Genomic DNA, 22,892 nt, shown 5'->3' on the forward strand with positions numbered 1-22,892 from the left:
TATAGACGACCAGTCTATTCGCGAAAGGAAGCTCATGAAAATCTTCTACAAAACCACCGCAACGGCAACAGGGGGCCGCTCGGGAACCGCCGCCCTCAACGATGGCAGCTTTTCAGTCCAGATGGTTCGCCCGGACAGTGGCGAGGCGGGGGTGAACCCCGAGCAGTTGTTCGCGCTTGGCTATGCGGCCTGTTTTGATAGCGCGATGGAAATGACCGCAAAACAACTCAAGCTTGATGCCAAAGCGGCATTAACGTCGGTTGAGGTGGGCATCGGCCAACGCGCCGAGGGCGGATACGGACTTGATCTCGACATTACCGCACATCTGCCGGGCATGACCCGCGAGGATGCTGAAAGACTTGTCGAAGCGACGCACCAGGTCTGCCCATACTCCAACGCCACACGCGGAAACGTTGACGTGCGCCTGCACATTGAAACTGAAGGAAACTGAACCCATGAATAATTTTGACTTTCGCAATCCGACACATATCCTGTTTGGCAAGGGCCGTATCGCGGACCTAAAGGATCAGGTTCCGGCTGACGCAAAGGTGCTGATCCTCTATGGTGGAGGCAGCGCGGAGAAAACAGGCGTCCTTGGTCAGGTGCGTGCGGCACTTGCGGGCCGGACCTTGGTCGAATTTGGCGGCATTGAGCCCAATCCGCGCTTCGCCACTGCGCTGAAAGCTGTCGAGGTGATTGGCCAAGAAGGGATCACCTTCCTGTTGGCTGTCGGCGGTGGTTCCGTTATTGACGCCACCAAATTTATCGCGGCGGCGGCCAAATATGATGGCGACGCCTGGGACATCCTGACATCTCGCGGGTCGGTCATCACGCAAGCGCTGCCCTTTGGGACCGTGTTGACCTTGCCCGCCACCGGTTCGGAGATGAACTCTGGCGCTGTGATCACCAATCCCGAGAAGGGCGCTAAGCTTCCGTTTGGTAGCCCACATTGCTACCCGGTTTTCTCGGTGCTGGACCCCGAGGTCACTTACACGCTGCCGCCCCGTCAAATCGCGAACGGCGTGGCCGACGCGTTTGTTCACATCATCGAACAATATCTGACCTATCCATCCGCCGCGCGCGTTCAGGACGGTTTTGCCGAAACCCTGCTACGCACCCTGATCGAGCTTGGGCCCAAAGCCCTTGAGACGCCGGAGGACTATGACGTTCGCGCCAACCTGATGTGGACGGCAACGCTGGCCCTGAATGGCCTGATCGGCGCAGGTGTCCCGCAGGACTGGGCAAGCCATATGATCGGACATGAGATTACCGCGCTCAATGACACCGACCACGCCCGCACACTGGCTGTCGTGTTGCCGTCACTGATGAACGACCAACGTGGCCCCAAACGCGAGAAACTGCTGCAATATGCTGCCAATGTTTGGGACATCCGCGAGGGATCTGATGATGCGCGGATTGATGCCGTGATCGAGGCAACACGCGGGTTCTTTGAACAGGTGGGCATCAAAACCCGACTCGGCGATTACGCAATTGCTGCACCTGAAATTGATCGCATCGTCGCCGCCTTGAAGGATCACGGCATGACCGCCCTTGGCGAACAAAATGCCATCACCCCCGAGGATGCCCGCCGCATTCTTGAAACAGCCTTCTAGGAGATGATGACCATGACACAGACCGAAACAGTAAACCGCCAGCTTGTGCTGGCGGAACGCCCCAAAGGCGAACCGACCAAGGACACGCTTCGCTTGGTCGAAGGGGACGTCCCCTCCCCTGGTGCTGGGCAAATGCTTCTGCGCACCGAATATCTGTCGCTGGACCCTTATATGCGGGGGCGCATGAGCGATGCGCCATCTTACGCCGCGCCGGTGGAAATTGATGGCGTGATGGAGGGCGGCACAGTGGCTCAGGTCGTCACCTCACAGGTTGATGGCTTTGCGCCGGGCGACTGGGTGCTCAGCTTCAATGGCTGGCAGGATTATGCCCTGTCGGATGGCGCGGGGTTGACAAACCTTGGCAAATCACCCGCGCATCCGTCTTGGGCGCTCGGTATCATGGGTATGCCCGGCTTTACCGCTTGGGCGGGTCTGACGCAAATTGGCGCGCCAAAACCTGGCGAGACCATCGCCGTGGCGGCCGCGACCGGCCCTGTCGGGGCCACTGTGGGCCAGATCGGCAAGATCCTTGGCTGCCGCGTGGTCGGCATCGCGGGCGGACCAGAGAAATGCGCCTATGCGGTCAATGAGTTGGGTTTTGACGCCTGTATCGATCACAAGGCAGATGACTTTGCCGAACAGCTTGCCAAGGCCAGTCCCGATGGCATCGATGTCTATTTCGAAAATGTCGGCGGCAAGGTCCTCGACGGGGTCATCCCGCTGTTGAATTCAAACGCACGGGTGCCGGTCTGCGGATTGATCTCTCAGTATAATGCGACTGACTTGCCCGAAGGACCGGACCGGATGAATTGGCTTATGGGTCAAATCCTGCGCAAAAAGATCAAGGTGCAGGGCTTCATCATCTTTGACGACTTCGGCCACCTCTACCCGGATTTTGCCAAAGACATGGGGGCGTGGATCGAAAGCGGCCAAATCAAATACCGCGAAGAGATCATCGACGGTTTGGAAAATGCACCCGAAGCCTTCATTGGCCTGCTGAATGGCGAAAACTTTGGCAAGCGCGTGATCCGCGTCGGCGAGAAAAAATAGGAAAATAACATGAAAATTCTGATGGTACTGACATCCCACGACACACTCGGGGACACAGGCAAGAAAACCGGCTTCTGGCTGGAGGAGTTTGCGGCCCCCTATTACGTCTTCAAGGACGCCGGAGCAGACATTATACTGGCCTCGCCCAAAGGGGGACAGCCGCCGATTGATCCGTCCAGCGACAACGCTGACGCACAGACCGACGACACCCGTCGGTTCAAAGACGATCCAGAGACGCAAAAGCATCTTGCGACGACGCTGAAGCTTTCGGATGTAACCGAAGACGGGTTCGACGCCATCTTCTATCCGGGCGGCCACGGCCCCTTGTGGGATCTGGCCGAAAATGCGGACAGCAAACGCCTGATCGAGGCCTTCGCCGCCGCCGACTTGCCTGTCGGCGCAGTTTGCCACGCCCCCGCCGTGTTCCGCCACACCCAAGGCGCGGACGGCAAACCGCTGGTGTCTGGCCGCCGGGTGACGGGTTTTACCAACACCGAAGAAGAGGCCGTCGGCCTTACCGATGTTGTGCCGTTCTTGGTGGAAGACATGCTGAAGGCCAATGGTGGCCAGTATGAAAAAGGGGCGGATTGGGTCAGCTTCGTGCTGCGTGACGGAAAACTGGTCACCGGCCAGAACCCCGCCTCATCCGCCGCCGCCGCGCAAGAGATCCTCGGGCTGCTGAAGTAGGAGAAAAGCGATGACCGACCTGATCCTGCACCACTATGAAGCCTCTCCCTATTCCGAAAAAATCAGAACTTTGATGGGCTTCAAGGGGCTATCATGGTCATCGGTCATCGTGCCTCCGATTGCGCCAAAGGCTGATCTGCTAACCCTGACGGGTGGCTACAGGCGGGCCCCAGTGCTTCAGATCGGGGCGGATATCTACTGTGATTCCGCCCTGATCGCCGCCGAGCTTGACCAGCGGTTTCCGGCGCGCGCCCTTGCCCCGAACACTGCGGGCACAGCGACCCCGCTGCTCGACAATTGGGCGGACCGCATTTTGTTCTGGCAAGTGGTTCGTTACAGCATGGGCCTGCGGGCCGATGCCGTTCCCCCAGCCCTGATCCACGACCGCGAGGCGTTTTGGGATCACAAGATTGATCTGGACGGCCTGAAAGCGGATGTCGGATATCATCGTGGCCAAATCACAACAGGGCTTGGTTGGCTTGAGAACCTGCTGGGCGGTGCCGATTTCTTTGCCGGGGACACGCCCGCGCTGACTGATCTGGCACTCTATCATGTGGTTTGGTTTTTTGCCAAAGCTGACACAACCGCCAGCGGCAGCGGTCTATCGCTGTTCCCGGCATTGTCGGCATGGATGGCGCGCATTGCGGAGTTCGGTCACGGCACACGAACCGAATTGGCGCCTGCTGAAGCGATCATAATCGCGGTTTCGACGACCCCTGCCCCGCTTCCCGCAACGGGTCTTGCCCATCCCGCGATAGGCGCGTCGGTACAGGTTCTGGTCGATGAATTTGGCACGGAAGTCATCGACGGTACGCTGGTCCATATCGACGACACCCGCATCATTCTGCATCGGGACACGCCACAGGTGGGAACGGTTGCCGTGCATTTCCCGCGTCACGGCTATCCGCTTCGTACCACCTCAATTCAAGGAGAAAACACATGAAAACGCGTAATCTGGGCGCCGGACTTGGCGCGACATCAGCCATTGGACTTGGCTGCATGGGCATGTCCGAATTCTACGGCCCAACCGACCGCGATCAATCCTATGAAACGCTGGACCGTGCGCTTGAATTGGGCGTCACGTTCTACGACACCGCCGATATCTATGGCAACGGCGCGAATGAAACCTTGTTGTCGGATTTCGTTCGGCAAAACCGGGACAACCTCACGCTGGCGACCAAGTTCGCCATCATCCGATCCCAAGACCCGACCTCGCGGTTTATCGACACCAGCCCGGCCTATGTGAAACAGGCAGTCGAGGCCTCATTGGCACGTCTGGGAATTGATCAGATCGACCTTTATTACGCGCATCGCCTTGATGGGGTGACCCCGATTGAGGACACGGTTGGAGCGATGGCTGATCTTATCAAAGAAGGTAAGATTAGAGGCATCGGGTTAAGCGAAATCTCTGCACAATCTTTGCGGCGGGCAAATGCGGTGCATCCGGTTGCGGCGGTTCAGACAGAGTATTCGCTGTGGTCGCGCGACCCAGAGGGAGAGATGCTGGCCACATGCGCCGAATTGGGCACGGCTTTTGTACCCTACAGCCCGCTTGGGCGCGGCTTTCTGACCGGCAAGGTCACCACACTAAGCGACCTGGCTGATGATGATTTCCGGCACACCCAGCCGCGCTTTGCCGATGGAAATCTGGATCAGAATCTGAACTTGCTGGAGCAATACCGTGCCATCGCCGACAGCGCCGGATGCTCGCCTGCGCAACTGGCGCTCGCATGGGTCTTGGCCCAAGGCGATCATATTATTCCGATCCCGGGCACCAAACGGCGCGCCTATCTTGAAGACAATATTGGGGCCGCCGATGTCACACTAACCGAGGACATTCTCACCCGCCTCGACACCTTGTTCCCACGCGGCGCTGCCGCTGGCGATCGTTACACGGAACAAGGGATGCAGATGACCGATCTGTAGATCGGAAAGCCTGCATTGCAAACTCGACCGGCGGCGCAGCCTCTTTGACCTAAGCCCTGCGCCGCCGCCACAAATTCGCCCCCAAAACGACCGGATCAGGCGTTGGCCACATCCGACACGCCCAAAGCAACCGGCCCACCCCTTTGTCCCAAATTCACTCTCCTGCCAGTCAGGAGACGAGGAGTCATTATGTCAACCATCCCTGAAACTGACCTCTTTTCCCCCGTCGTTGTCGGACCTTATACGCTGTCAAACCGCATCGTAATGGCCCCCCTAACCCGCGCGCGGTCCCCCGAAAACATCGCCACCCCAATGATGCAGGAATATTACGCCCAACGCGCATCGGCAGGCCTGATCATCAGTGAAGGCGTGAACATTTCGCCGCAGGCCACAGGGTACGCCTTTACTCCCGGGATCTGGACCGACGAGCAAATCGAAAGCTGGTGCCCCGTCACGGCCGGTGTCCATGACAAGGGTGGCCGCATCTTTGCTCAGCTGTGGCATGTCGGCAGGGTGTCCCACCCGGATGTGCAGGCCGGTGGGATATTGCCTGTCGCTCCCTCCGCTGTTCGCCCTGAAGTGGATGCGTTCACTCCGGATGGAAAGAAACCAGCACTCACACCGCGGGCGCTGGCCCTGGAGGAGTTGCCGGGGATTGTCGCAGATTACGCGCAAGCGACGCACAACGCTCTTGCCGCAGGGTTTGATGGCGTCGAGATTCACGCCGCGAACGGATACTTACTCGATCAGTTCATGCGTGACGGGGCCAACCAGCGTACCGATGCCTATGGTGGGTCGGTCGAGAACCGCATTCGGCTGACACTTGAGGTCACGAAAGCTGTCGCGGCCATCTGCGATGATGGCCGCACAGGTCTTCGGATATCCCCAATCAGCACTGCCAATGGCCTTACGGACAGCAATCCTGCACCCGTGTTCACCGCACTTGTCGATCAGTTGAATGATATTGATCTGGCTTATCTCCACGTTGTGGAAGGTGTGACGGGCGGAGCACGAGCCGTCGAGGGTGGATTTGATCTGAATATCTTGCGGCAGCGTTTCAACGGGATCTACATCGCCAACAATGGCTATGACAGAGACCTTGCAATTGCGGCGCGCCGCAGTGACGCCGCCGATCTAGTCGCCTTTGGTCGTCCCTATATTGCCAACCCGGACCTGGTGGCCCGGCTACAGCAGAACGCACCCCTCAACGCACTTGACGGCGCGACCGCATATGGCGGCGGGGCCGAGGGATACATCGATTACCCTGTTCTCCCACATGAGTGATCGCAGGAACGTACACTTACCAATCCAGGACTGGACAATGGCCGGTCCTGAAACCTCTGCCTCCCGTGAGCAGATCTAACAAAAAGGGTTCTACCATGGCCTATGAAACACGAAATCCATACACTGGTACTCTTCTGGAAACCTTTCCAGATGCAACCGACGCGGAAGTTCATCAAGCGATTGAAACTGCTCATGCTGCATTTCTATCGTGGAAGGAAACCAGCTTTGAAGAACGCGCGCGTGTGATGCGCAATGCCGCTGAAATATTGCGGCGTGATGTCGATATTTTCGCCAATCTGTTGACTGTTGAGATGGGCAAACTTGTGCCCGAAGCCAAAGCAGAAGTTGCTCTGTCAGCGGACATCTTTGACTATTACGCAAACAATGCCGAGGCGCTATTGGCTCCCGAAAAGCTGCCAGTGGCCGACCCCAATGAAGGTGACGCCGTCCTTTCTGCGGAGCCGCTTGGGGTCTTGCTCGCGATCGAGCCCTGGAACTTCCCATTCTATCAGGTGGTCCGTATCGCTGCACCACAGCTGTCCGCAGGCAATACCATGTTGCTCAAACACGCCTCCAATGTTCCGCAGGCCGCCGCCGCATTCGAAAAGCTGATGCTGGATGCTGGTTTGCCTCAGGGTGCGTTCAAGAACCTCTATGCAACACGGTCTCAGATCGAAACCATCATTGGCGATCCCCGCGTTCATGGCGTTGCGCTGACCGGATCGGAAGGGGCTGGCTCGGTCATCGCCTCGCAGGCTGGCAAGGCTTTGAAAAAATCGACGCTTGAGCTTGGCGGTGCGGATGCTTTTGTGGTGTTGGCCGATGCGGAAATGGAGAAAACCATAAAATGGGCAGTCTTTGGCCGACACTGGAATGGTGGTCAGGTCTGTGTGTCTTCAAAGCGCATGATCATTGTCGATGATGTCTATGATCAGTTTCTTGAAGGCTACACTGCGGGTGTCGCCAAGCTGAATGCTGGTGATCCGCTGGACCCAACCACAACCTTGGCCCCCCTGTCTTCCGAGGCCGCCGCAGAAGAGATCAAAGACAAAATACGTCAGGCGGTATCCTGCGGAGCCACAGCAACCGAAGTCGGGCCGCGCGTTCCCAATTCGGGTGCTTTCGTTCAGCCGACCATCCTAACCGATATTTCAGAAGACAACCCCGCTCGGTATTGGGAGTTTTTCGGTCCGGTTTCGATGCTTTTTCGCGCGAAGGACGAGGCGGACGCCGTACGCATTGCCAACGATTCACCATTCGGGTTGGGCGGGTCGGTGTTCACGGCCGATCCGAAGCATGGCGCGGAGATTGCGAAACAGATTTCTACGGGCATGGTCTTTGTCAATCACCCGACCATGGCGAAGGCGGACCTTCCTTTCGGTGGCATCGGGCGTTCGGGCTACGGCCGCGAACTGGTCGGGCTCGGCATCAAGGAGTTCGTCAACCACAAGCTGATCTCAGTGGTTGATATCGACGCCCCGTTCTAGGGAACAATGCGCCAATCCGACCAGTGGTTGGGCTGGCGCATTAGCTTGAAAGTATAAAGAAAGGTCACCGCTATGAGATTCCGCAATCTTGGTGCCAGGCTGGGCGCCGTTTCTGCTATTGGATTGGGCTGCATGGGAATGTCCGAGTTCTATGGGCCCTCCGACAAAGCTCAATCGCTCGCGACGTTGGAGCATGCGCTCGAAAAAGGTATAACATTTTTCGACACTGCTGATACTTATGGTCTTGGCCACAACGAGGAACTGCTCAACAGCTTTCTCGCTCGCCACCGAGACCAAATCACACTCGCAACCAAATTCGGCATTGTGCGCGATGGTCCGCTTGCGGACCGCCGCATTGATAATACCCCAGCCTACATTGCCAAAGCCAATGAAGCGTCTCTCAAACGCTTAGGCATCGATGTGATTGACCTTTATTATGCCCACCGCCTGAACCCGGCCGTGCCGGTCGAGGAGACCGTGGGTGCGATGGCTGATCTCGTCACGCAGGGCAAGGTTCGCGGCTTGGGGCTTAGTGAGGTCTCAGCCGAGACTCTGCGCCGCGCCCATGCCGTCCACCCGATTGCCGCAGTGCAGTCGGAATACTCCCTGTGGACGCGTGACCCGGAAGACGGCATCTTGGAGACCTGCAAAGAGCTTGGCGTCGCCTTTGTTCCCTACAGCCCGCTTGGTCGGGGCTTTTTGACAGGGAAGATCAGGTCAGTCGATGACATGGCAGCCGACGATTTCAGGCGGACATCTCAGCCGCGATTCGAGCGCGCGAATTTGCAGAAGAACTTGGCTATGGTTGATACCCTGACTGCATTGGCAGAGTCTAAGGGGTGCACCCCGGCGCAGTTAGCTTTGGCCTGGGTTCTGGCGCAGGGCGATCATGTCATCCCAATTCCCGGCACACGCACCGAACGCTATGTCGACGAAAACATTGCGGCGGCGGCGTTGTCGTTGACAGCAGACGATATCTCTGCCCTTGATCAAATTGCACCGAAAGGTACAATCAACGGTGAGCGCTATACCGTTGAAGGCATGCAGCACGTCGACAAGTAACGTAACCGGTGTCTACGCCCTATCGGGGATCAACTCTTCGGCTTCAAGTTCCAATGCTGGATCTTATTGAAAGCGGCGGTGCAAAATTAGTCCACGGCAGCGGCGACATAGCCCTTAGGCGGGCAGAGCAAGACTCGACCACTTTGCCCTTCCTGTGGGAGCAGGGAGGGCGTGAAGTGATACCGGGGCATTCGGTATAAGGCCTAGAGCCCTTTGCAACCACCGCCGCCATTCAACAAGCGTTACTGCTGGAGGGAGTGGACAAAACATGGGGGTCATCTTCGTCGTTGCGGCCCGTGCTAAGGTGAGTTCTTTGCGTGGGGGGCTGCCATGGACGTACGGATTTCAATCGAAACTACCTTCGACAACGGGGAGAAGCGCACTCATCAGCTTGACGGCATTTCTCGACCCTACCGGGTGACCTGTCCAGACGGGATCGGGTTGCGCCTTGAGGATGGGAAGAGGGTTGTCGAACAGATTCAGCGGGCAATTCTTTGCGATCAGGTTGAGGAAATCATCCGAGAAAGCCGCGTATGCCCGGATTGCGCCTCGGTTCGTGCCATTCATGACTATCGCACGCGCGATCTCGACACGCTCTTTGGGCGGGTTCGGGTCAAAGCCGCGCGCTTGCGCCGCTGTTCTTGTGATGCCAGGTCAGCGGCGATGCCCGGCGGACCTATTTCTCCGCTGGCCTATTTCTTTCCTGACCGGGCTACCCCGGAGCTGCAGCGGCTCTATGCGGAACTCGGGTCCCGGCATTCCTTTCGCGAAGCCGCGCGGCTGATGAAAAGCTTCCTCCCCTGCCATCCGCCCCATCACACCACGGTGCGTGACCGGTTGGGAAGAGTAGCCACTGCGCTCGAGAAAAATCGAAGGGCATCAGGCGATCCCGTTGAAGCACCGCCCAAAGGTGGTTTGACGGTTTTTCTGGACGGTGCGCATATCCGCTGTCGACCGGAGTATCAGCAGCGACACCTGGATCTTGTGGTCGGTAAGATTGAAAGTCGCAATATGTGCCGACGATTTGGCTTGGTCGCCAATGCGACTGCATCGCCAGGCAGCCGGATGCGAGAAGAGCTGTCAGACTTTGGATGGAAGCCGGGCCGTCTGTTGACGGTAATCTCTGATGGCGAGCTTGCCCTCCCGAACCTCATGCGGAATGCCATGGGTGGCGACGGCCAGGTGAAGCATATCCTCGACTGGTGGCACATCTCGATGCGCATTCGACATGTCGAGGCCGCCGTTCAGGGTCTGGTCCAGATACCGGGATTCACTGGAATTCCGGTGCTGTTCCAGCGCCCCGCGAAAAGCCTCCGCTGGTGGCTGTGGCATGGCAGAGCACGGGTCGCGGAAACTTATCTGAAAGGGCTCATGTATGATTGCACCCGCCTTGCGGAAGAGCCCCTGGCTGTCCGCACCGCTGCCGCTCGTGTGCAGGCCCGCTGCGAGACACTGTACACCTATCTCGCGAACAACATGGAATCCCTTGTCGACTATGGCCGACGGTACCGTAACGGGCAGCCCATCTCGTCATCTCGTGCCGAAGGGTCAGTCGATGACATTGCCAATGCCTGAATGGGAAAGCGCAGAAGGATGCGGTGGTCGCCCAAAGGGGCTCACCGAGTAGCCGTCACAAGGGCCGCAGTTCTCGATGGTCGGCTGACCGTCGCAAACAGAAAACGCGCCGCATGACCACCATGTTCTGTCCACTCCCTCGAATGCCGTCGCCTTGGATTATAGAAGCGGTCGATGTAGTCGAACACGTCGGCGCGTGCCGCGTCACGGGTGCGGTAGACCTTGCGGGCTGCCCGTTCGATCTTCAGCGACGAGAAGAAGGCCGCGCATTGACGTCAATGTGCCGACCTGAACCAATCTATTAGCACTGTCAGGCCTCTGGATTTCAAGTCGGGTGCAACTTTTCCTGTTGAATATCCGAACCCACCCCGGACGTCCGATAGAGGCCATTATGTTCTCCGAGATTGGGCGGTCGGATCGCGGCAGAAAGCGCCATGCGCCGAAAACGGATTGGGCAGGCGACCAGGGGCAGGTTATCGTCGCCGCCGGTCAGCAGTCCGCGCGCCTCTATCTGCGGGTCCGAAAACACCGCTGCAATGTCGTTGATCGCCGCGGCCGGAACGCCATGTGTGTCGAGAATGGCCAACCAGGTTCTGGTGGTTCCGTTTCTCAGCACCGGTGCAAGCGCATCCTCCAGCGCCTTCTGATTGCCCACCCGCAGCGCGTTGGTGGCAAAGCGCGGATCTGTGGCAAGGTCCGGCGCCCCGAGCCCGTCACAAAGTCTCTGAAACTGGCTGTCATTGCCCACGGCCACCACCATCGCCCCGTCGGCCGTCTGGAAATCCTGATAGGGCGCGATGTTGGGGTGTACATTTCCGGATCTGCCCGGGGCTGTGCCGCTGACAAGGTAGTTCTGCGCCTGGTTCGCCAGCGTGGCGATCTGCACATCCAGAAGGCTGAGATCGATGTAGTCGCCGCGCCCGCTGCGCGCCCGCTCGTGCACGGCGGCGAGGATGGCAGAGGTTGCATACAGTCCCGTCATGATATCCGCGAGAGCGACACCGGCCTTCATCGGGCGCCCTTCGCTTTCGCCGGTGACGCTCATCAGCCCGCCCATGGCCTGCACCAGCAGGTCGTATCCCGGACGGTGGCGATGCGGGCCGGTCTGACCGAACCCGGTGATGGAACAATAGATCAGCCCGGAGTTTTCGGCCGACAGCGTGTCATAATCCAGCCCCATCCGGTTGGTCCCGCCGACGCGGAAATTCTCGATCAGTATGTCGCTTTGCCTGGCCAGATCCCGGGCAAGGTCGCGGCCACGGCTGGTGCTCAGATCCGCTTCTACCGATTTCTTGCCGCGATTGGCGGAGAGGAAATAGGCGCTTTCACCCCGGCTGCCGTCCGGCAGCGCGGCAAAGGGCGGACCCCAGCTGCGGGTGTCGTCCCCGGTCCCCGGGCGTTCGAGCTTGATCACCTCGGCGCCCAGATCTGCCAGAAGCTGGGTCGCCCATGGCCCGGCCAGAACCCGTGTAAGATCGAGCACCCTCAGACCGGCCAGCGGCGTTGCGTCGCTCACGCGAAGGCTGCGATGCCGGTGATCGCCCTCCCGAGGATCAGGGCATGAATGTCGTGCGTGCCTTCGTAGGTGTTCACGGTTTCAAGGTTCGCGGCAATCCGCATGACATCATAGTCTTCCGAGATGCCGTTGCCGCCGTGCATGTCGCGGGCGACCCGCGCGATGTCCAGCGCTTTGCCGCAGTTGTTTCGCTTGATCAGGGATATCACCTCTGAGGGCAGCCGACCGTCGTCCATAAGCCGCCCCGCGCGCAGCACGGTTTGCAGCCCGAGCACGATTTCGGTCTGCATGTCGGCCAGCTTTTTCTGCACCAGTTGCGTCGCCGCCAGTGGCCGCCCGAACTGCCGCCGGTCCAGGGTATAGGTCCGGGCCTTGTCAAAGCAGGTCTCGGCGGCCCCCATCACCCCCCAGGCGATACCGTACCGCGCCCGGTTGAGACAGCCAAACGGACCTTTGATGCCCGATACGCCGGGCAGCAAGGCGTCTTCGCCAACCTCGACATCCGCCATCACGATCTGCCCGGTGGTCGAGGCGCGCAGCGACAGCTTGCCGTCGATCTTTGGTGCGGAGAGCCCCTTCATGCCCTTTTCCAGAACAAAGCCGCGTATCGCATCATCATGCGCCGCTGTCGCGTAGCCCTTAATTGTGAGATGAGAAATCCAATGAAATCAACGGCAGTCCTTTGCCCTTAAATATGAGATTTTGCCTTTAATTCCGATATTCTTGCTCTTAAACCTGAGACAGGGTTCACAGACATGTGCGGCAAATATCGATGGATGATGATGGCGAAGCCTCAGTTGCAGTTGGTGCTGAAGAGTCGCGCAGGGCCGCCGTGCTACGTGCGCTTGTTCAGGCATATCTTAATGGGGCTGGCAGTCTGGAAAGCGGCATCAATGACGCCGTTTGGGAGCTTGGTGTCAGCAGGGCGACGGTCTGGCGTTGGATAAAGCGGCTGGCGGAAGAGGGTGGGCGCACCAGCGCGCTGGCTCCGCGGAAACGGGGCCGTCCGGCCGGTACAACTTTGATATCCGGCAAAGTTGAATCGGTGATCGAAGAGCATCTTCGCCGATATTTCTTGCGCCGGGAGCGTTCGAGCCTCTCGCGCGTCGTGACTGAGATCCGCAGCGCGTGCTGGCAGCAGGGCTTGCAACCGCCGACACGGCGGACGGTTCAGCGTCGTCTGGATGCGATGGATACCCGCGAAGTTGCGAAGGCACGAGAGGGCGCAAAGGCGGCCCGCCAGAAATTTGCACCGGTCACAGGCGAGAACAAGGCCAGCCAGCCACTTGAGGTCGTGCAAATTGATCACACGTCCGCGGACATCATTCTTGTCGACAGTTTTGAGCGCCAAACAATTGGCCGACCGTGGGTCACGCTGGCAATCGACGTCGCGACCCGGTTGGTAACGGGATATTACACCTCTCTCGAGGCGCCTTCGCGACTGTCAGTGGCACTTTGCCTGACACAGGCGGTAGCCCCCAAGGCGGAACTTCTGGCGGAATTGGCGTGTAATATTCCTTGGCCCGCACAAGGCAAACCGCAGAGCATCCATGTCGACAATGGCCGCGATTTCCGGTCGCGGGTCTTTCGGTCGGCATGTGCGGAATGGGGGATCGATCTGATCTATCGGCCGCCGGGCAGTCCTCACTTCGGGGGTCACATCGAGCGGTTGATCGGGACGATGATGGGGGCCGTTCACCTGTTGCCGGGAACAACGCAAGCCTCAATCGCGGCCAAGGGCGACTATGACGCCGAAGGCCAGGCCACGATGACCCTGAGCGAATTCGATCATTGGTTTGCCCTCGAAATCTGCCGCTACAACAACAGCATTCATTCAAGTCTTGGCTGTACGCCCGTCGCCAAATGGGAGGCGCTCTCAGCGGAGATGACGGGCGACATCCCCTTCGAGATAGAAGCCTTTCAGGTGAGCTTCCTGCCAAGCGAACTGCGCAAGATCAGGCGTGACGGCATCCATCTGTTCCAGATAAGGTACTGGTCCGATGCACTGACAGGCCACATCGGGCGCGGCGATGGAAAGGTGGTCGTTCGCTACGATCCTCGCGATATCTCAATGATCTGGGTCGAACTGGACGATGGCCGGTATGTTGGGGCGCGGTACAGAAACCTGGAAACTCCGCCCGCGTCCCTCTGGGAATATCGCGAAGCCATGAGGAAGGCTCGTGCACTTGGCAAGACCGGGTCCAATGAACTGGTCCTGGCTGAGCTGATCCGACAGCAACGCCAGATCGAGGCTGAGAGCCGAGGCCTGACGAAGGCCGAACGCCGATCCCGTGAAAGAAAAGGGACATTGGAGGACGCCAACTCGGCTGTCTCGACAACCGAAGGGCTGCGCCCGATCGACACGGGTGATACATCGCGCCCATTGTTCAAGGTGGAGAGATGGTGAATTGAGGGCAGGGACAACTGAAGAAGACGGTCGGATCGCCCTCATTCAATCGGATATCTGGATCGGCTTTCCACGGGCCGAACAGGTGTTGGACCGCTTGCAGGGCATGATCGAAGCGCCACGGCAAACCCGTATGCTTGGCCTTCTTGTGCATGGGACCTCCGGGATCGGAAAGACGATGATCGCCCGAAACCTGTCGCGCAAGTATGCACCAGAATACGATCCGGCGTCAGGCATCACCCGCACACCGCTGCTGCTGTTGCAAGCGCCGCCCGCACCTGACGAACGGCGGTTCTACCTGCACATCCTGGCCGTCGCCGGCGCCCCGGCGACGGCACTGAGCGCCCGCGCGCAAAATGTGGCTTCCCTCGAGGTCCGCGTCATCGCGCTCCTGCGCGACCTTGGCCTTCGGATGATCATGATCGACGAGGTTCACAACCTCTTGGCCGGGACCCACCGCGAACAGCGCCGCTTTCTCAATGTTCTGCGGTATCTTAGCAATGAACTCGAGGTGTCGCTGGTCTGCCTCGGGGTCAGCGAGGCCGTTGATGCCATCCGTGGTGATATCCAGCTTGCCAGGCGGCTTGACGAACATCACCTGCCGAACTGGCGCGACGATGCCGAGTTCTCGGACATGATCCAGACACTCATCGCGGCAATGCCGCTCGAGAAGAAATCCAATCTGAAGGTCAAGTCGCTCAAGCAGATACTTGCGCTGACCGGCGGGGTGACCTCGCGCATCTTCGCCCTGATCAAGGATCTTTCCATCGACGCCATTGTTACAGGTGACGAATGCATCACCGATGACGCAATCGCCAAATGGACGCCGGTTTGGACGCGACATGCGAAGGCCCATCGGCGGCTCGAGAAGTCTGCGGTGTGATGCCGCGCCCGCTGCCGAAGACTGTCTCGCCGCTGCCAGACGAGTTGTTGTCAGGTTGGCTGTCCCGGCTGGCTGCGGCAAACTACTGCAATAACGCGGAACTGCTTGCTCATATCGAAATCGATACCACACATGGCACCGCCTTGGACTTCAGCATCGACGCGGCTGCGGCAGAGAAGATTGCCAATGCCGCACGGGTCGCCCCAGATGTCGTGCGATCTTTGGCCTTTCCGGCGATGACGCCACGAGAAGCCTCGCTGACGGCCCAGATGCCATTCCAGCATTGTCTGCAATGCTCCCGAGAGGGCCTTTCGCTCAGACATTGGAGGCGGGCCTGGGCATTCGACTGTCAAGTTTGCGGGACGAGACTTGTGCAGACCCTTGGCAAAACAGGTGACGAACAAATATCCGGAAAACTGATATTCCGAGCGCGCCGCGGGGCAGGGATGCTTGAGTGCGCCGCGCGATCGCGCGGCCCCAAGCAACTTCGGCGCGCAATGCGCGCAGTCACCTTTGCCATGTCACTCAAAACCTTCCGCGGGGATCCGTCGTTCGCTGTCCAGAACCCCAGATCGGAAGTTAGGCTGTTCTGCCTCGCCGCAATCGCCGCCGCTCGATCTCAGCCCTTGGCTAAGGCAGCCATCGTCAGCAAAAGCATCGACGACTATGCAAGGGTTGCTCTCTTGCGCGCCTTCGAGAAGGAGCCTCGATTGCTTGCCGCGGTTGATCACATCGCGCAAAGGCGCGCGAAAAGCGCCGGCCCCATGACAGCCGCATCTCACAATTAAGGGCAAAAATTGTCGCCAAACACGTCCCGTCTCAGATTAAAGGGCAACGCGACACCCTTGGTTTTCATACGCTGAGCGCGATCAGAGAGATCTCGCAGACCACCGCGCGCGCGTGCTATATAAGGTGTACAGGCGCACCCTTACAAAACACTTGGGTAAACTGCAAAACTGCCGTATTTTGCACATATGAAGCCTCAAGTAACTACGCAGTATGATAGTTTTGATGATCCTCTAGTGGATGCGGAGGGGCTTGAAGTGACGTCTGAGGACGATCTGTGGTTCCTGCCCGGTCCGATGGAAGTGGAGCCGGATTATCTGCCGCCCGGACCGAGGGCAGAGCTGCGTGAAACCGCAGTCCTCGACGACTGGCGGAAGGCAGAGGCAGGCAATGCCGCCCGTCTCGCCCGTGTGGCGGGCCGGATTGGCGCGCTGGATGACCGTCTGCACCGTGGCCCGGAGGGCTGGCGGCATAGGCTCGCGCTGATGGAGGCGGCAGACCTCAGCTGGTTTGTGGGCGACCGAATTGGCCCGGATCGGCTGGCACTCTGGATATCCATGCGCCTGTCGGGTGTGCAGGACGACACCGCAGCACTCGCGCGTGTCGGATGGGCGGTGCGGCGTCTGACAGGCGGTCCCGGCCCAGAGGTGGACCTATCCGCTTTCCTCGATCGCCGTGACCCTGAAAACATGGCCAATGAAGCCGAGCCCTTTGCGGATCGCGCGGTCGGTTGGCTTGACCTGATGGCGCAAGCCGCCGACCTGCACTCGATCACACGCGCCTGCATGGGGTTTCACCTCTGGAACCTTGCGGGCCTCAGGCAACAGGGCGACCGGACGGAAGCAGCGGTTACCGCCGCACGCATTGCCGCGAGCGAAGGCCCGAATTCGAATCGCGGGGCCATCTTTGCGCCTCTGGCTATGCGCGGAGCAGGGGGGCTGCGCGCCAGTGGCCCACCTGCTGAGCGCTTGGAGCGTTGGCTCGAGGGAATGGAAACAGCATGCCTGACCGCGATGCGGCACCTCGACGATATCCAGGCATGGTCAGTGCGGGCGGAAGCCATGATGGCCCCGCTCTCTGGCAGGACACCACCTGCATTGCGCGCTGTGCTGACCGAATGGCCCCTCGTCTCCGCCCCAATGGCCGAGACCCTGACCGGTGCCAGCCGCGGCGCCGTCCAGCGCAACCTTGCTTGGATGGAAACGCGCGACCTGATCTGCGAGGTGACCGGACAAGGGCGTTTCCGCATGTGGCGGGCGATGCCATGAAACACCTCTACAGAAGCACTCGTTTTGGTGCGTAACATCTGTTGATAGTTCAACGGAGGCGCTGGATCGTGACAGAATGAAAATATGAGACAGTCTATTTCGACGCGCGGCTCAGCAATAGTAGTCAGATGGATTTGCAGTGTTTTCACCTATCTGTGGGATCCTCTAGTCGCTCTAGCCTCAAATTCTTCATTTCGAAATCACGAAAGAATAAGTCTCTTGGGCGCACAAACTGGGGCACGAAAATTGCGATCTCCCCGTGGACAGACGGGGTCAGTTTATAGAGTTGGGCGACCGCCCCATGAAGCCGAAACAGCCGATCACCGCTCAGATCTTGATCAATGCCGCCGTCGCGTACATGAAGGCGATGCCGCCCAGAAACCCGACCAGTACGGCTGGTGACATCAGCGCCGCCTGCCTGTCGGCGTTTTGACGTACAAGGTAGGCGCTGACCTCGACCATGACTTGCAGGATCGCACCCGCTCCGACGGCGAGTGCCAATGCCGACCATTGCGGCGCATAGGCAAGGCTGCCCGCCCACATTCCGAGGATGGCCGGGCCACCGGCGAGCAGGGTCAGGGCGGCGAACGTCCAAAGCGTTGGCCGGGCACGAAGCATCGGGGCGGCGATGCCGATGCCCTCGGTGACATTGTGCAAGGCAAAGCCTAGGACGAGGAAAGTGCCAAGCCCGGCCGATCCTGCGGCGAATGCACCGCCGATCGCCAACCCTTCACCGAAGTTGTGCAGCCCTATCCCGAGGGCGATGTAGAACGCCAGCGCAATGCCCTCCGGGTTGCCGCGCCAGCGCCCGATCGCCATCAGCAAAAGGAAGCTTGCCAGCGCCGCGAGCCAGACCATGGCGGAGCCCTGGAATATTGCGGCCGCTTCTGCCGACAGCTCCATTGCTTCGGATAGGGTGTCGATCAGCAAGAAGGCCAGCAACCCAACCGTCAGTGCCAGCAGAAAGTTCATCCCGCTTCGCCCGACGCCCTTCATGGCCGGATAGAACATCAGGCCAAGCGCCACCGGCAACAAGCCGACGATCGCCCCGATCACCGCCTGAAGTCGAAGTTGACCCCAGGTGGGACTTGGCGTCGAGACGGCGACCCCGATCTCATGCCCGAAGGTCGCGCCCGTGTTGGTCAGCAGGTTGACGTGATGGGCCTCGCCGAGAACCCACGGATAGGGAATTCGTAACCAGACCGCTTCGCCGCGGGCAATCGGCCCCGCGGGCTCCTGCGTGAAGGTCCAGTAGGCGTCGTCCACTGCGACCTGCGCGACCACCATTGCTTCCGATCCGCCGGCGCGCACACTGAGCGAAATCCCCGACCCATCGAGGATCGTCCGTTCGACGGTCAACGCCTCGACCGGGGGCGCGCCATTGTTGAAGCCGCGCAGCGGATCGAGCGAGGCAATCCACACGAAAGCCCCCAGCATGACGGCCAGCGGCACGAGAACGAGAAGCAGGCGGGTCATTGGCGGGCGGCTTTGTTCGGTCTGATCGGTCATGCTCCGGCCTCCCGCACGTCGAAAAAGCCCATCCAGCCTAGTTCGGTGAACTCGGCCTGATGGGCATGGAACATGTACAATCCATCCTCGTGGTCAGCGAAACTGAACTCGAGGATGCCGCGCTGCGCCTGACACTGCATGATCACATCGACCGTGCGCAGGGTCGGCGTGAGTTGCGAACCGGTGTCGTAGTAGTCGAAGAAATTGCCGTGCAGATGGAACGAGTTGATCGGATCGAACTCGGTCGCATTCATGAGGTAGATACGGACCGGGCGCGACTTGTCGATCCGGATCGGCGCGTTCATGTAAGCTTGGCCGACCGTGTTGACGGCATAAACCTCGTTCTCGCCGTCGAAATTGGTGTCGAATCCGTTCATCACCATTGCCAGTTCCTGCCATTCGGCGTTTTCCGGGCTGCCCAGCACACGCGACGCCGCCACGGCCGCAAATTCAGGGTGGCGGGCCGGATCGGGGTCGACCACGAAAAGTCCGTACATGCCCTTATGCATGTGCCGTTTCAACGGCAGGGCATGGCAGTGATAGAGATGACAGCCGAAGGGCTTGGCATCGAACTCATAGACGAACTCCTCGCCCGGATCGATCAGCCCGGCGCCTTGAACGCCGTCCATTCGCGCAGAGTGAATGCCGTGAAAATGCATGGAATGCGGGTGTGAACCGAGGTTGCGAAAGATGATCCGTAGCCGTTCGCCTTCTTTGGCGCGCAGAGCGGGGCCGGGAACGCGTCCGTTGAACGTCCAGGCGGGAAAGAAAACGCCGGGAGCGATCTCGATCTCCACGTCGATGGCGTCCACCTCGAACGTTCGTAACGTGCGCCCATCCGGCAGAACTTCGGTCTGGCCTGTCTCCCAGTCGGTCAGCATGGCCGTCGGGTCGAACCCGTTCCGGGCGTGGTCGACCTGGCCGACCATCGTCATGTTGCCATGCGCCATGCCACTGTCATGGGCCGAATACGGATCGACCGCCCCGCCGGGCATCGCATGCCCCGCCATCGGGTCGGGCGTTGCCTGGGATTGCGCGCGGCTCGCGGCCACGGCCGCTCCGCCGGCAGCCACCAGACCGCCGACCAACAACGCGCGTCGCGACGCCGAAACTGGCTCCGTGACGACGCCAGGTGGCGCTGTGGGCAGCGATGTCTCCACGGCGGACGACACCTCGCGCCCTCGCTTGCTGGTATCGACAGGCATGGACGTTGTCCCTTCAGATGACACGCAGGCCAAAGTCCCGGCGCAAAAAGTTAGCATAGGCTAATAATCATCGCTCAGGCTTTACGAGTCAATCCTGATCGTGCGAGGGTGACGGCATGACGGATGATGAGAACCTTGAATCAACCGAGGCAGAGGCACGTGCGGTCGAATCCCGCGCCGAGGCCTTCATCGGTGTGCGCGAGGCGCGGCGCAGCGAGGTGGCGGAAGACTATGTCGAATTGATCGCTGAGTTGATCCACGAGAACGGCGAAGCCCGACCGGTCGATATCGCGGCCCGGATGGGCGTTACCGCGCCGACGGTCGCCAAAACCCTCGGCCGTCTGGCGCGGGACGGCCTGATCACTCGCGCGAAATACCGTTCGGTCTTTCTGACCGAGGAAGGCCGGGCGCTTGCCAAGGAATGCAGACACCGCCACGAGATCGTCTTGCGGTTTCTCCTGAGCCTCGGGCTCGACCCCGAGACGGCTGAACGCGACGCGGAAGGGATCGAGCATCATGTGAGCGAGCGCACGCTTGCCCTGTTCGCGGCGTTTGCCCAGCGGTCATAGGCAGGTGGTTGCCGCTGCAACAAGTCGGTTGGCCGAGGATTTGAACGAGCCAATTTTTGGATGGTCCAAGAAACGTGATATTGTGCCGCTGGCATTCGGATCGCGCGGGTAGTAGATCAAGATCATGAGACGTTGGGCACGCCTTATCTGTATCCTCTCGCTGGTGGCTTTTGCCATCGGCGCGGTCGCGCAGTCTGCTGGCTCAATTGCCATGGCCTCGTCAATGGTCTCCACGGATGGCGGCATGATGGCTATGGACGATTGCGACGCCTGCGGCAGCTTGGAAGACGGTAAGATGGGTTCCGTCTGTGATTTTGCGTGCAATGCCTCGGGAATGGCCGCTCTTCTTTCGATCCCGGCTGGTACCAGCCCGATCGCTGCCACCGCAGCCCATGAAATCCAGCTCGTGGACGTTCCGCACGGAATATCCGGCCCCCCGGCCAAGCAACCTCCTCGGGTCTACCTCTGATCTGACACACGGCGCCTGATTGCGCTTCGTGTGTTTCCCCGTGCCGGACGCCCTCAAATGGGCGTTTGCGCGGATCCATGAACGTCGCCACGCAATTGCTTTGGCGGCGTACAGTGAAATCAGAGAGTGTTCATCCATGTCCTACCAAATAAATTCCCTTTTCAGTCGCCGATCTTTTCTTGCAGCCTCCTTAGCGGGCATCGGCGCTACGGCATTCGGAAGGCCCTTGCGCGCCGAGCCGCAAATCCGCAGCTTTTCGCTGCGCCCCGCGCCGGGACAGGCAAGGCTGGTCCCAGAACCTTATCCCGCAACCCCCGTTTGGGGCTTCAACGGTCAGGTTCCCGGCCCGGAGCTACGGGTTCGGCAAGGCGATCGGCTGCGCATCGTCGTCACAAACGGTCTGGACGAGGAAACCACCGTCCATTGGCACGGACTTCGTCTGCCGAACGCGATGGACGGGGTTCCACACCTAACGCAGAAGCCGATCGCACCCGGAGAAACCTTCACCTACGAGTTCGACGCGATCGATGCCGGGACTTTCTGGTATCACCCGCACCAGCGCAGTTTCGAGCAGGTCGGACGTGGGCTGGCCGGACCGCTCATCATCGACGAAACCAACCCGCCGCGGGTCGACCGCGATGTCACCTGGCTGCTTGACGACTGGCGGCTGACACAGGACGCGGCGATTGCGGATGACTTCGGCGCATCCATGGACATGAGTCATGCGGGCCGTCTGGGCAATACTGTCACGATAAATGGGCGTGTTCCCGATGTCTTCGTGGTGCGGCAAGGCGAACGTATCCGGTTGCGGCTGATCAATGCCGCCAACGCCCGCATCTTCGCGCTCGACTTCGGCGACCTTTCCGCGCGCATCATTGCGCTCGACGGCCAGCCGATCACCCCGCACGCCGCGCCTGACGGTGTCGTGGTTCTGGGCCCGGCGATGCGTGCCGACATAATGCTCGATTGCCCTGCCGACCCGGGAACCACGCTTCAAATCGTCGACCGCGCCTATCGCGATAATGAATTCAACCTGCTGGATGTCGTCTTTGACGACACGCCCTTGCGTGCCGCGCCGCCGGAATGGGAAATTGCCCTTCCAGCCAATCCGCTTGTCGAACCTGATCTGAACGCGGCCCGTCGTCACGAAATCCTGTTCACCGGGGGCATGATGGGAGCAATGGTCGAGCGCCAGATGGGCCTGAGCCAGTCAGGCAGCATGATGGGCGGAATGATGGGTGGCGTTGTGGGCGGCGGCATGTGGTTCGTCAATGGCGTTGCGGCCGAAGGGCACATGCTCGATCCCTTCCTGACATTGGAGCGCGACGCGAGCCATGTCCTCCACATGACGAACGCCACGGCGTTCGACCATCCGATCCACCTGCACGGCCACTCCTTCCGCGTCATCAGCCGCGATGGCGTTCGGACCGAATTCCGTGAATGGCAGGACACCGTGCTGATCGCGCCGCGCGAGCAGGTCGAAATCGCCCTGGTCGCCGACAATCCCGGAGACTGGATGTTCCATTGCCACATCCTCGAGCACCAGGCGGCCGGGATGATGGGCGTGATCCGCGTCGCATGAGCAGGGGAGCATGC

General features: G+C 59.9%; 19 protein-coding genes and 3 pseudogenes. 17 read left to right on the forward strand and 5 right to left on the reverse strand.

The genetic code is table 11. The annotated features are described in order from the left end of the window. Positions 1-34: 34 nt before the first annotated feature. From B30_RS17760 to B30_RS17805, 10 genes and pseudogenes are all read left to right on the forward strand, one after another. Positions 35-451 (forward strand): organic hydroperoxide resistance protein, encoded by a 417-nt coding sequence (locus B30_RS17760; protein ID WP_009573562.1) that lies wholly within the window; start codon positions 35-37, stop codon positions 449-451. A 4-nt stretch (positions 452-455) separates the two neighbouring features. Further along, a complete protein-coding gene (locus B30_RS17765) occupies positions 456-1,613 on the forward strand; it encodes an iron-containing alcohol dehydrogenase (protein ID WP_009573563.1) in 1,158 nt (385 codons plus the stop codon). A 12-nt stretch (positions 1,614-1,625) separates the two neighbouring features. Next, positions 1,626-2,663: an NADP-dependent oxidoreductase gene (locus B30_RS17770; RefSeq protein ID WP_009573564.1), complete on the forward strand. Its 1,038-nt coding sequence runs from the start codon at positions 1,626-1,628 to the stop codon at positions 2,661-2,663. Between the two features lie 9 nt (positions 2,664-2,672). After that, positions 2,673-3,350, forward strand: a complete 678-nt coding sequence (locus B30_RS17775; protein ID WP_009573565.1) for a type 1 glutamine amidotransferase domain-containing protein — start codon at positions 2,673-2,675, stop codon at positions 3,348-3,350. 10 nt (positions 3,351-3,360) lie between these two features. Then, a complete protein-coding gene (locus B30_RS17780) occupies positions 3,361-4,293 on the forward strand; it encodes a glutathione S-transferase family protein (RefSeq protein WP_009573566.1) in 933 nt (310 codons plus the stop codon). Continuing rightward, positions 4,290-5,276: an aldo/keto reductase gene (locus tag B30_RS17785; protein WP_009573567.1), complete on the forward strand. Its 987-nt coding sequence runs from the start codon at positions 4,290-4,292 to the stop codon at positions 5,274-5,276. Before B30_RS17780 ends, B30_RS17785 begins: the two co-directional genes overlap by 4 nt. Before the next feature lie 189 nt (positions 5,277-5,465). Further along, positions 5,466-6,560 carry an alkene reductase gene (locus B30_RS17790; RefSeq protein ID WP_009573568.1) on the forward strand — a complete coding sequence of 365 codons (1,095 nt, stop codon included), beginning with the start codon at positions 5,466-5,468 and terminating at the stop codon, positions 6,558-6,560. A gap of 95 nt (positions 6,561-6,655) precedes the next feature. Beyond that, entirely contained in the window at positions 6,656-8,047 is a 1,392-nt protein-coding gene (locus tag B30_RS17795) for an NAD-dependent succinate-semialdehyde dehydrogenase (protein ID WP_009573569.1), read from the forward strand. 72 nt (positions 8,048-8,119) lie between these two features. Continuing rightward, positions 8,120-9,109: an aldo/keto reductase gene (locus tag B30_RS17800; RefSeq protein WP_009573570.1), complete on the forward strand. Its 990-nt coding sequence runs from the start codon at positions 8,120-8,122 to the stop codon at positions 9,107-9,109. 330 nt (positions 9,110-9,439) lie between these two features. Next, positions 9,440-10,801 (forward strand): annotated as a pseudogene (locus tag B30_RS17805) (ISKra4 family transposase). On the opposite strand, the pseudogene B30_RS22570 reads toward B30_RS17805, so the two are convergent. The 3 genes and pseudogenes from B30_RS22570 to B30_RS17815 all read right to left on the reverse strand — a co-directional run. Continuing rightward, positions 10,726-10,947: pseudogene (locus tag B30_RS22570) on the reverse strand (IS3 family transposase); the annotation flags it as partial. The pseudogenes B30_RS17805 and B30_RS22570 sit on opposite strands and share 76 nt — an antisense overlap. A 62-nt stretch (positions 10,948-11,009) precedes the next feature. Continuing rightward, entirely contained in the window at positions 11,010-12,200 is a 1,191-nt protein-coding gene (locus tag B30_RS17810) for a CaiB/BaiF CoA transferase family protein (RefSeq protein WP_009573572.1), read from the reverse strand. Beyond that, positions 12,197-12,862 (reverse strand): annotated as a pseudogene (locus B30_RS17815) (acyl-CoA dehydrogenase family protein); the annotation flags it as partial. The gene B30_RS17810 and the pseudogene B30_RS17815, both read right to left, overlap by 4 nt. A 110-nt stretch (positions 12,863-12,972) precedes the next feature. Between B30_RS17815 and B30_RS17820 the strand changes: the two are divergent. From B30_RS17820 to B30_RS17835, 4 genes are all read left to right on the forward strand, one after another. After that, the gene (locus tag B30_RS17820; RefSeq protein WP_009573574.1) at positions 12,973-14,607 is read left to right on the forward strand and encodes a Mu transposase C-terminal domain-containing protein; all 1,635 of its coding nucleotides are present in this window, start codon (positions 12,973-12,975) and stop codon (positions 14,605-14,607) included. Further along, positions 14,567-15,490 (forward strand): TniB family NTP-binding protein, encoded by a 924-nt coding sequence (locus B30_RS17825; protein ID WP_232616943.1) that lies wholly within the window; start codon positions 14,567-14,569, stop codon positions 15,488-15,490. The genes B30_RS17820 and B30_RS17825 overlap by 41 nt, the downstream gene beginning before the upstream one ends. Further along, positions 15,490-16,278: a TniQ family protein gene (locus tag B30_RS17830; RefSeq protein ID WP_009573576.1), complete on the forward strand. Its 789-nt coding sequence runs from the start codon at positions 15,490-15,492 to the stop codon at positions 16,276-16,278. The genes B30_RS17825 and B30_RS17830 overlap by 1 nt, the downstream gene beginning before the upstream one ends. A 186-nt stretch (positions 16,279-16,464) precedes the next feature. Beyond that, positions 16,465-17,544, forward strand: coding sequence for a hypothetical protein (locus B30_RS17835; RefSeq protein ID WP_040402902.1), 1,080 nt, complete (start codon positions 16,465-16,467; stop codon positions 17,542-17,544). 327 nt (positions 17,545-17,871) lie between these two features. Here B30_RS17835 and B30_RS17840 read toward each other — a convergent pair whose 3' ends face one another. Together B30_RS17840 and B30_RS17845 are read right to left on the reverse strand one after the other, a co-directional pair. Then, positions 17,872-19,053, reverse strand: a complete 1,182-nt coding sequence (locus B30_RS17840) for a metal transporter (RefSeq protein WP_009573578.1) — start codon at positions 19,051-19,053, stop codon at positions 17,872-17,874. Further along, positions 19,050-20,258 carry a multicopper oxidase domain-containing protein gene (locus tag B30_RS17845; RefSeq protein WP_009573579.1) on the reverse strand — a complete coding sequence of 403 codons (1,209 nt, stop codon included), beginning with the start codon at positions 20,256-20,258 and terminating at the stop codon, positions 19,050-19,052. The genes B30_RS17840 and B30_RS17845 overlap by 4 nt, the downstream gene beginning before the upstream one ends. Before the next feature lie 116 nt (positions 20,259-20,374). Here B30_RS17845 and mntR point away from each other — a divergent pair, with 116 nt between their 5' ends. The 3 genes from mntR (at position 20,375) to B30_RS17860 (ending at position 22,878) form a co-directional block, all read left to right on the forward strand. Further along, complete coding sequence (gene mntR, locus B30_RS17850; protein ID WP_009573580.1) at positions 20,375-20,827, forward strand: manganese-binding transcriptional regulator MntR; 453 nt, start codon at positions 20,375-20,377, stop codon at positions 20,825-20,827. Positions 20,828-20,951: 124 nt separating this feature from the next. After that, complete coding sequence (locus tag B30_RS17855; protein ID WP_009573581.1) at positions 20,952-21,296, forward strand: hypothetical protein; 345 nt, start codon at positions 20,952-20,954, stop codon at positions 21,294-21,296. Positions 21,297-21,432: 136 nt separating this feature from the next. After that, positions 21,433-22,878, forward strand: a complete 1,446-nt coding sequence (locus B30_RS17860; protein WP_040402904.1) for a multicopper oxidase family protein — start codon at positions 21,433-21,435, stop codon at positions 22,876-22,878. The last annotated feature ends 14 nt before the right edge of the window (positions 22,879-22,892 follow it).

The sequence above is a fragment of the Celeribacter baekdonensis B30 genome (assembly GCF_000299875.1).
GTDB lineage: Bacteria > Pseudomonadota > Alphaproteobacteria > Rhodobacterales > Rhodobacteraceae > Celeribacter > Celeribacter baekdonensis_A.

Excerpts from the sequence above, each read along its gene's own strand:
- B30_RS17760 (WP_009573562.1), top strand. The coding sequence starts at position 35 with ATGAAAATCTTCTACAAAACCACCGCAACGGCAACAGGGGGCCGCTCG.
- B30_RS17765 (WP_009573563.1), top strand. The coding sequence starts at position 456 with ATGAATAATTTTGACTTTCGCAATCCGACACATATCCTGTTTGGCAAG.
- B30_RS17770 (WP_009573564.1), top strand. The coding sequence starts at position 1,626 with ATGACACAGACCGAAACAGTAAACCGCCAGCTTGTGCTGGCGGAACGC.
- B30_RS17775 (WP_009573565.1), top strand. The coding sequence starts at position 2,673 with ATGAAAATTCTGATGGTACTGACATCCCACGACACACTCGGGGACACA.
- B30_RS17780 (WP_009573566.1), top strand. The coding sequence starts at position 3,361 with ATGACCGACCTGATCCTGCACCACTATGAAGCCTCTCCCTATTCCGAA.
- B30_RS17785 (WP_009573567.1), top strand. The coding sequence starts at position 4,290 with ATGAAAACGCGTAATCTGGGCGCCGGACTTGGCGCGACATCAGCCATT.
- B30_RS17790 (WP_009573568.1), top strand. The coding sequence starts at position 5,466 with ATGTCAACCATCCCTGAAACTGACCTCTTTTCCCCCGTCGTTGTCGGA.
- B30_RS17795 (WP_009573569.1), top strand. The coding sequence starts at position 6,656 with ATGGCCTATGAAACACGAAATCCATACACTGGTACTCTTCTGGAAACC.
- B30_RS17800 (WP_009573570.1), top strand. The coding sequence starts at position 8,120 with ATGAGATTCCGCAATCTTGGTGCCAGGCTGGGCGCCGTTTCTGCTATT.
- B30_RS17820 (WP_009573574.1), top strand. The coding sequence starts at position 12,973 with ATGGATGATGATGGCGAAGCCTCAGTTGCAGTTGGTGCTGAAGAGTCG.
- B30_RS17830 (WP_009573576.1), top strand. The coding sequence starts at position 15,490 with ATGCCGCGCCCGCTGCCGAAGACTGTCTCGCCGCTGCCAGACGAGTTG.
- B30_RS17835 (WP_040402902.1), top strand. The coding sequence starts at position 16,465 with ATGAAGCCTCAAGTAACTACGCAGTATGATAGTTTTGATGATCCTCTA.
- B30_RS17840 (WP_009573578.1), bottom strand. The coding sequence starts at position 19,053 with ATGACCGATCAGACCGAACAAAGCCGCCCGCCAATGACCCGCCTGCTT.
- B30_RS17845 (WP_009573579.1), bottom strand. The coding sequence starts at position 20,258 with ATGCCTGTCGATACCAGCAAGCGAGGGCGCGAGGTGTCGTCCGCCGTG.
- mntR (WP_009573580.1), top strand. The coding sequence starts at position 20,375 with ATGACGGATGATGAGAACCTTGAATCAACCGAGGCAGAGGCACGTGCG.
- B30_RS17855 (WP_009573581.1), top strand. The coding sequence starts at position 20,952 with ATGAGACGTTGGGCACGCCTTATCTGTATCCTCTCGCTGGTGGCTTTT.
- B30_RS17860 (WP_040402904.1), top strand. The coding sequence starts at position 21,433 with ATGTCCTACCAAATAAATTCCCTTTTCAGTCGCCGATCTTTTCTTGCA.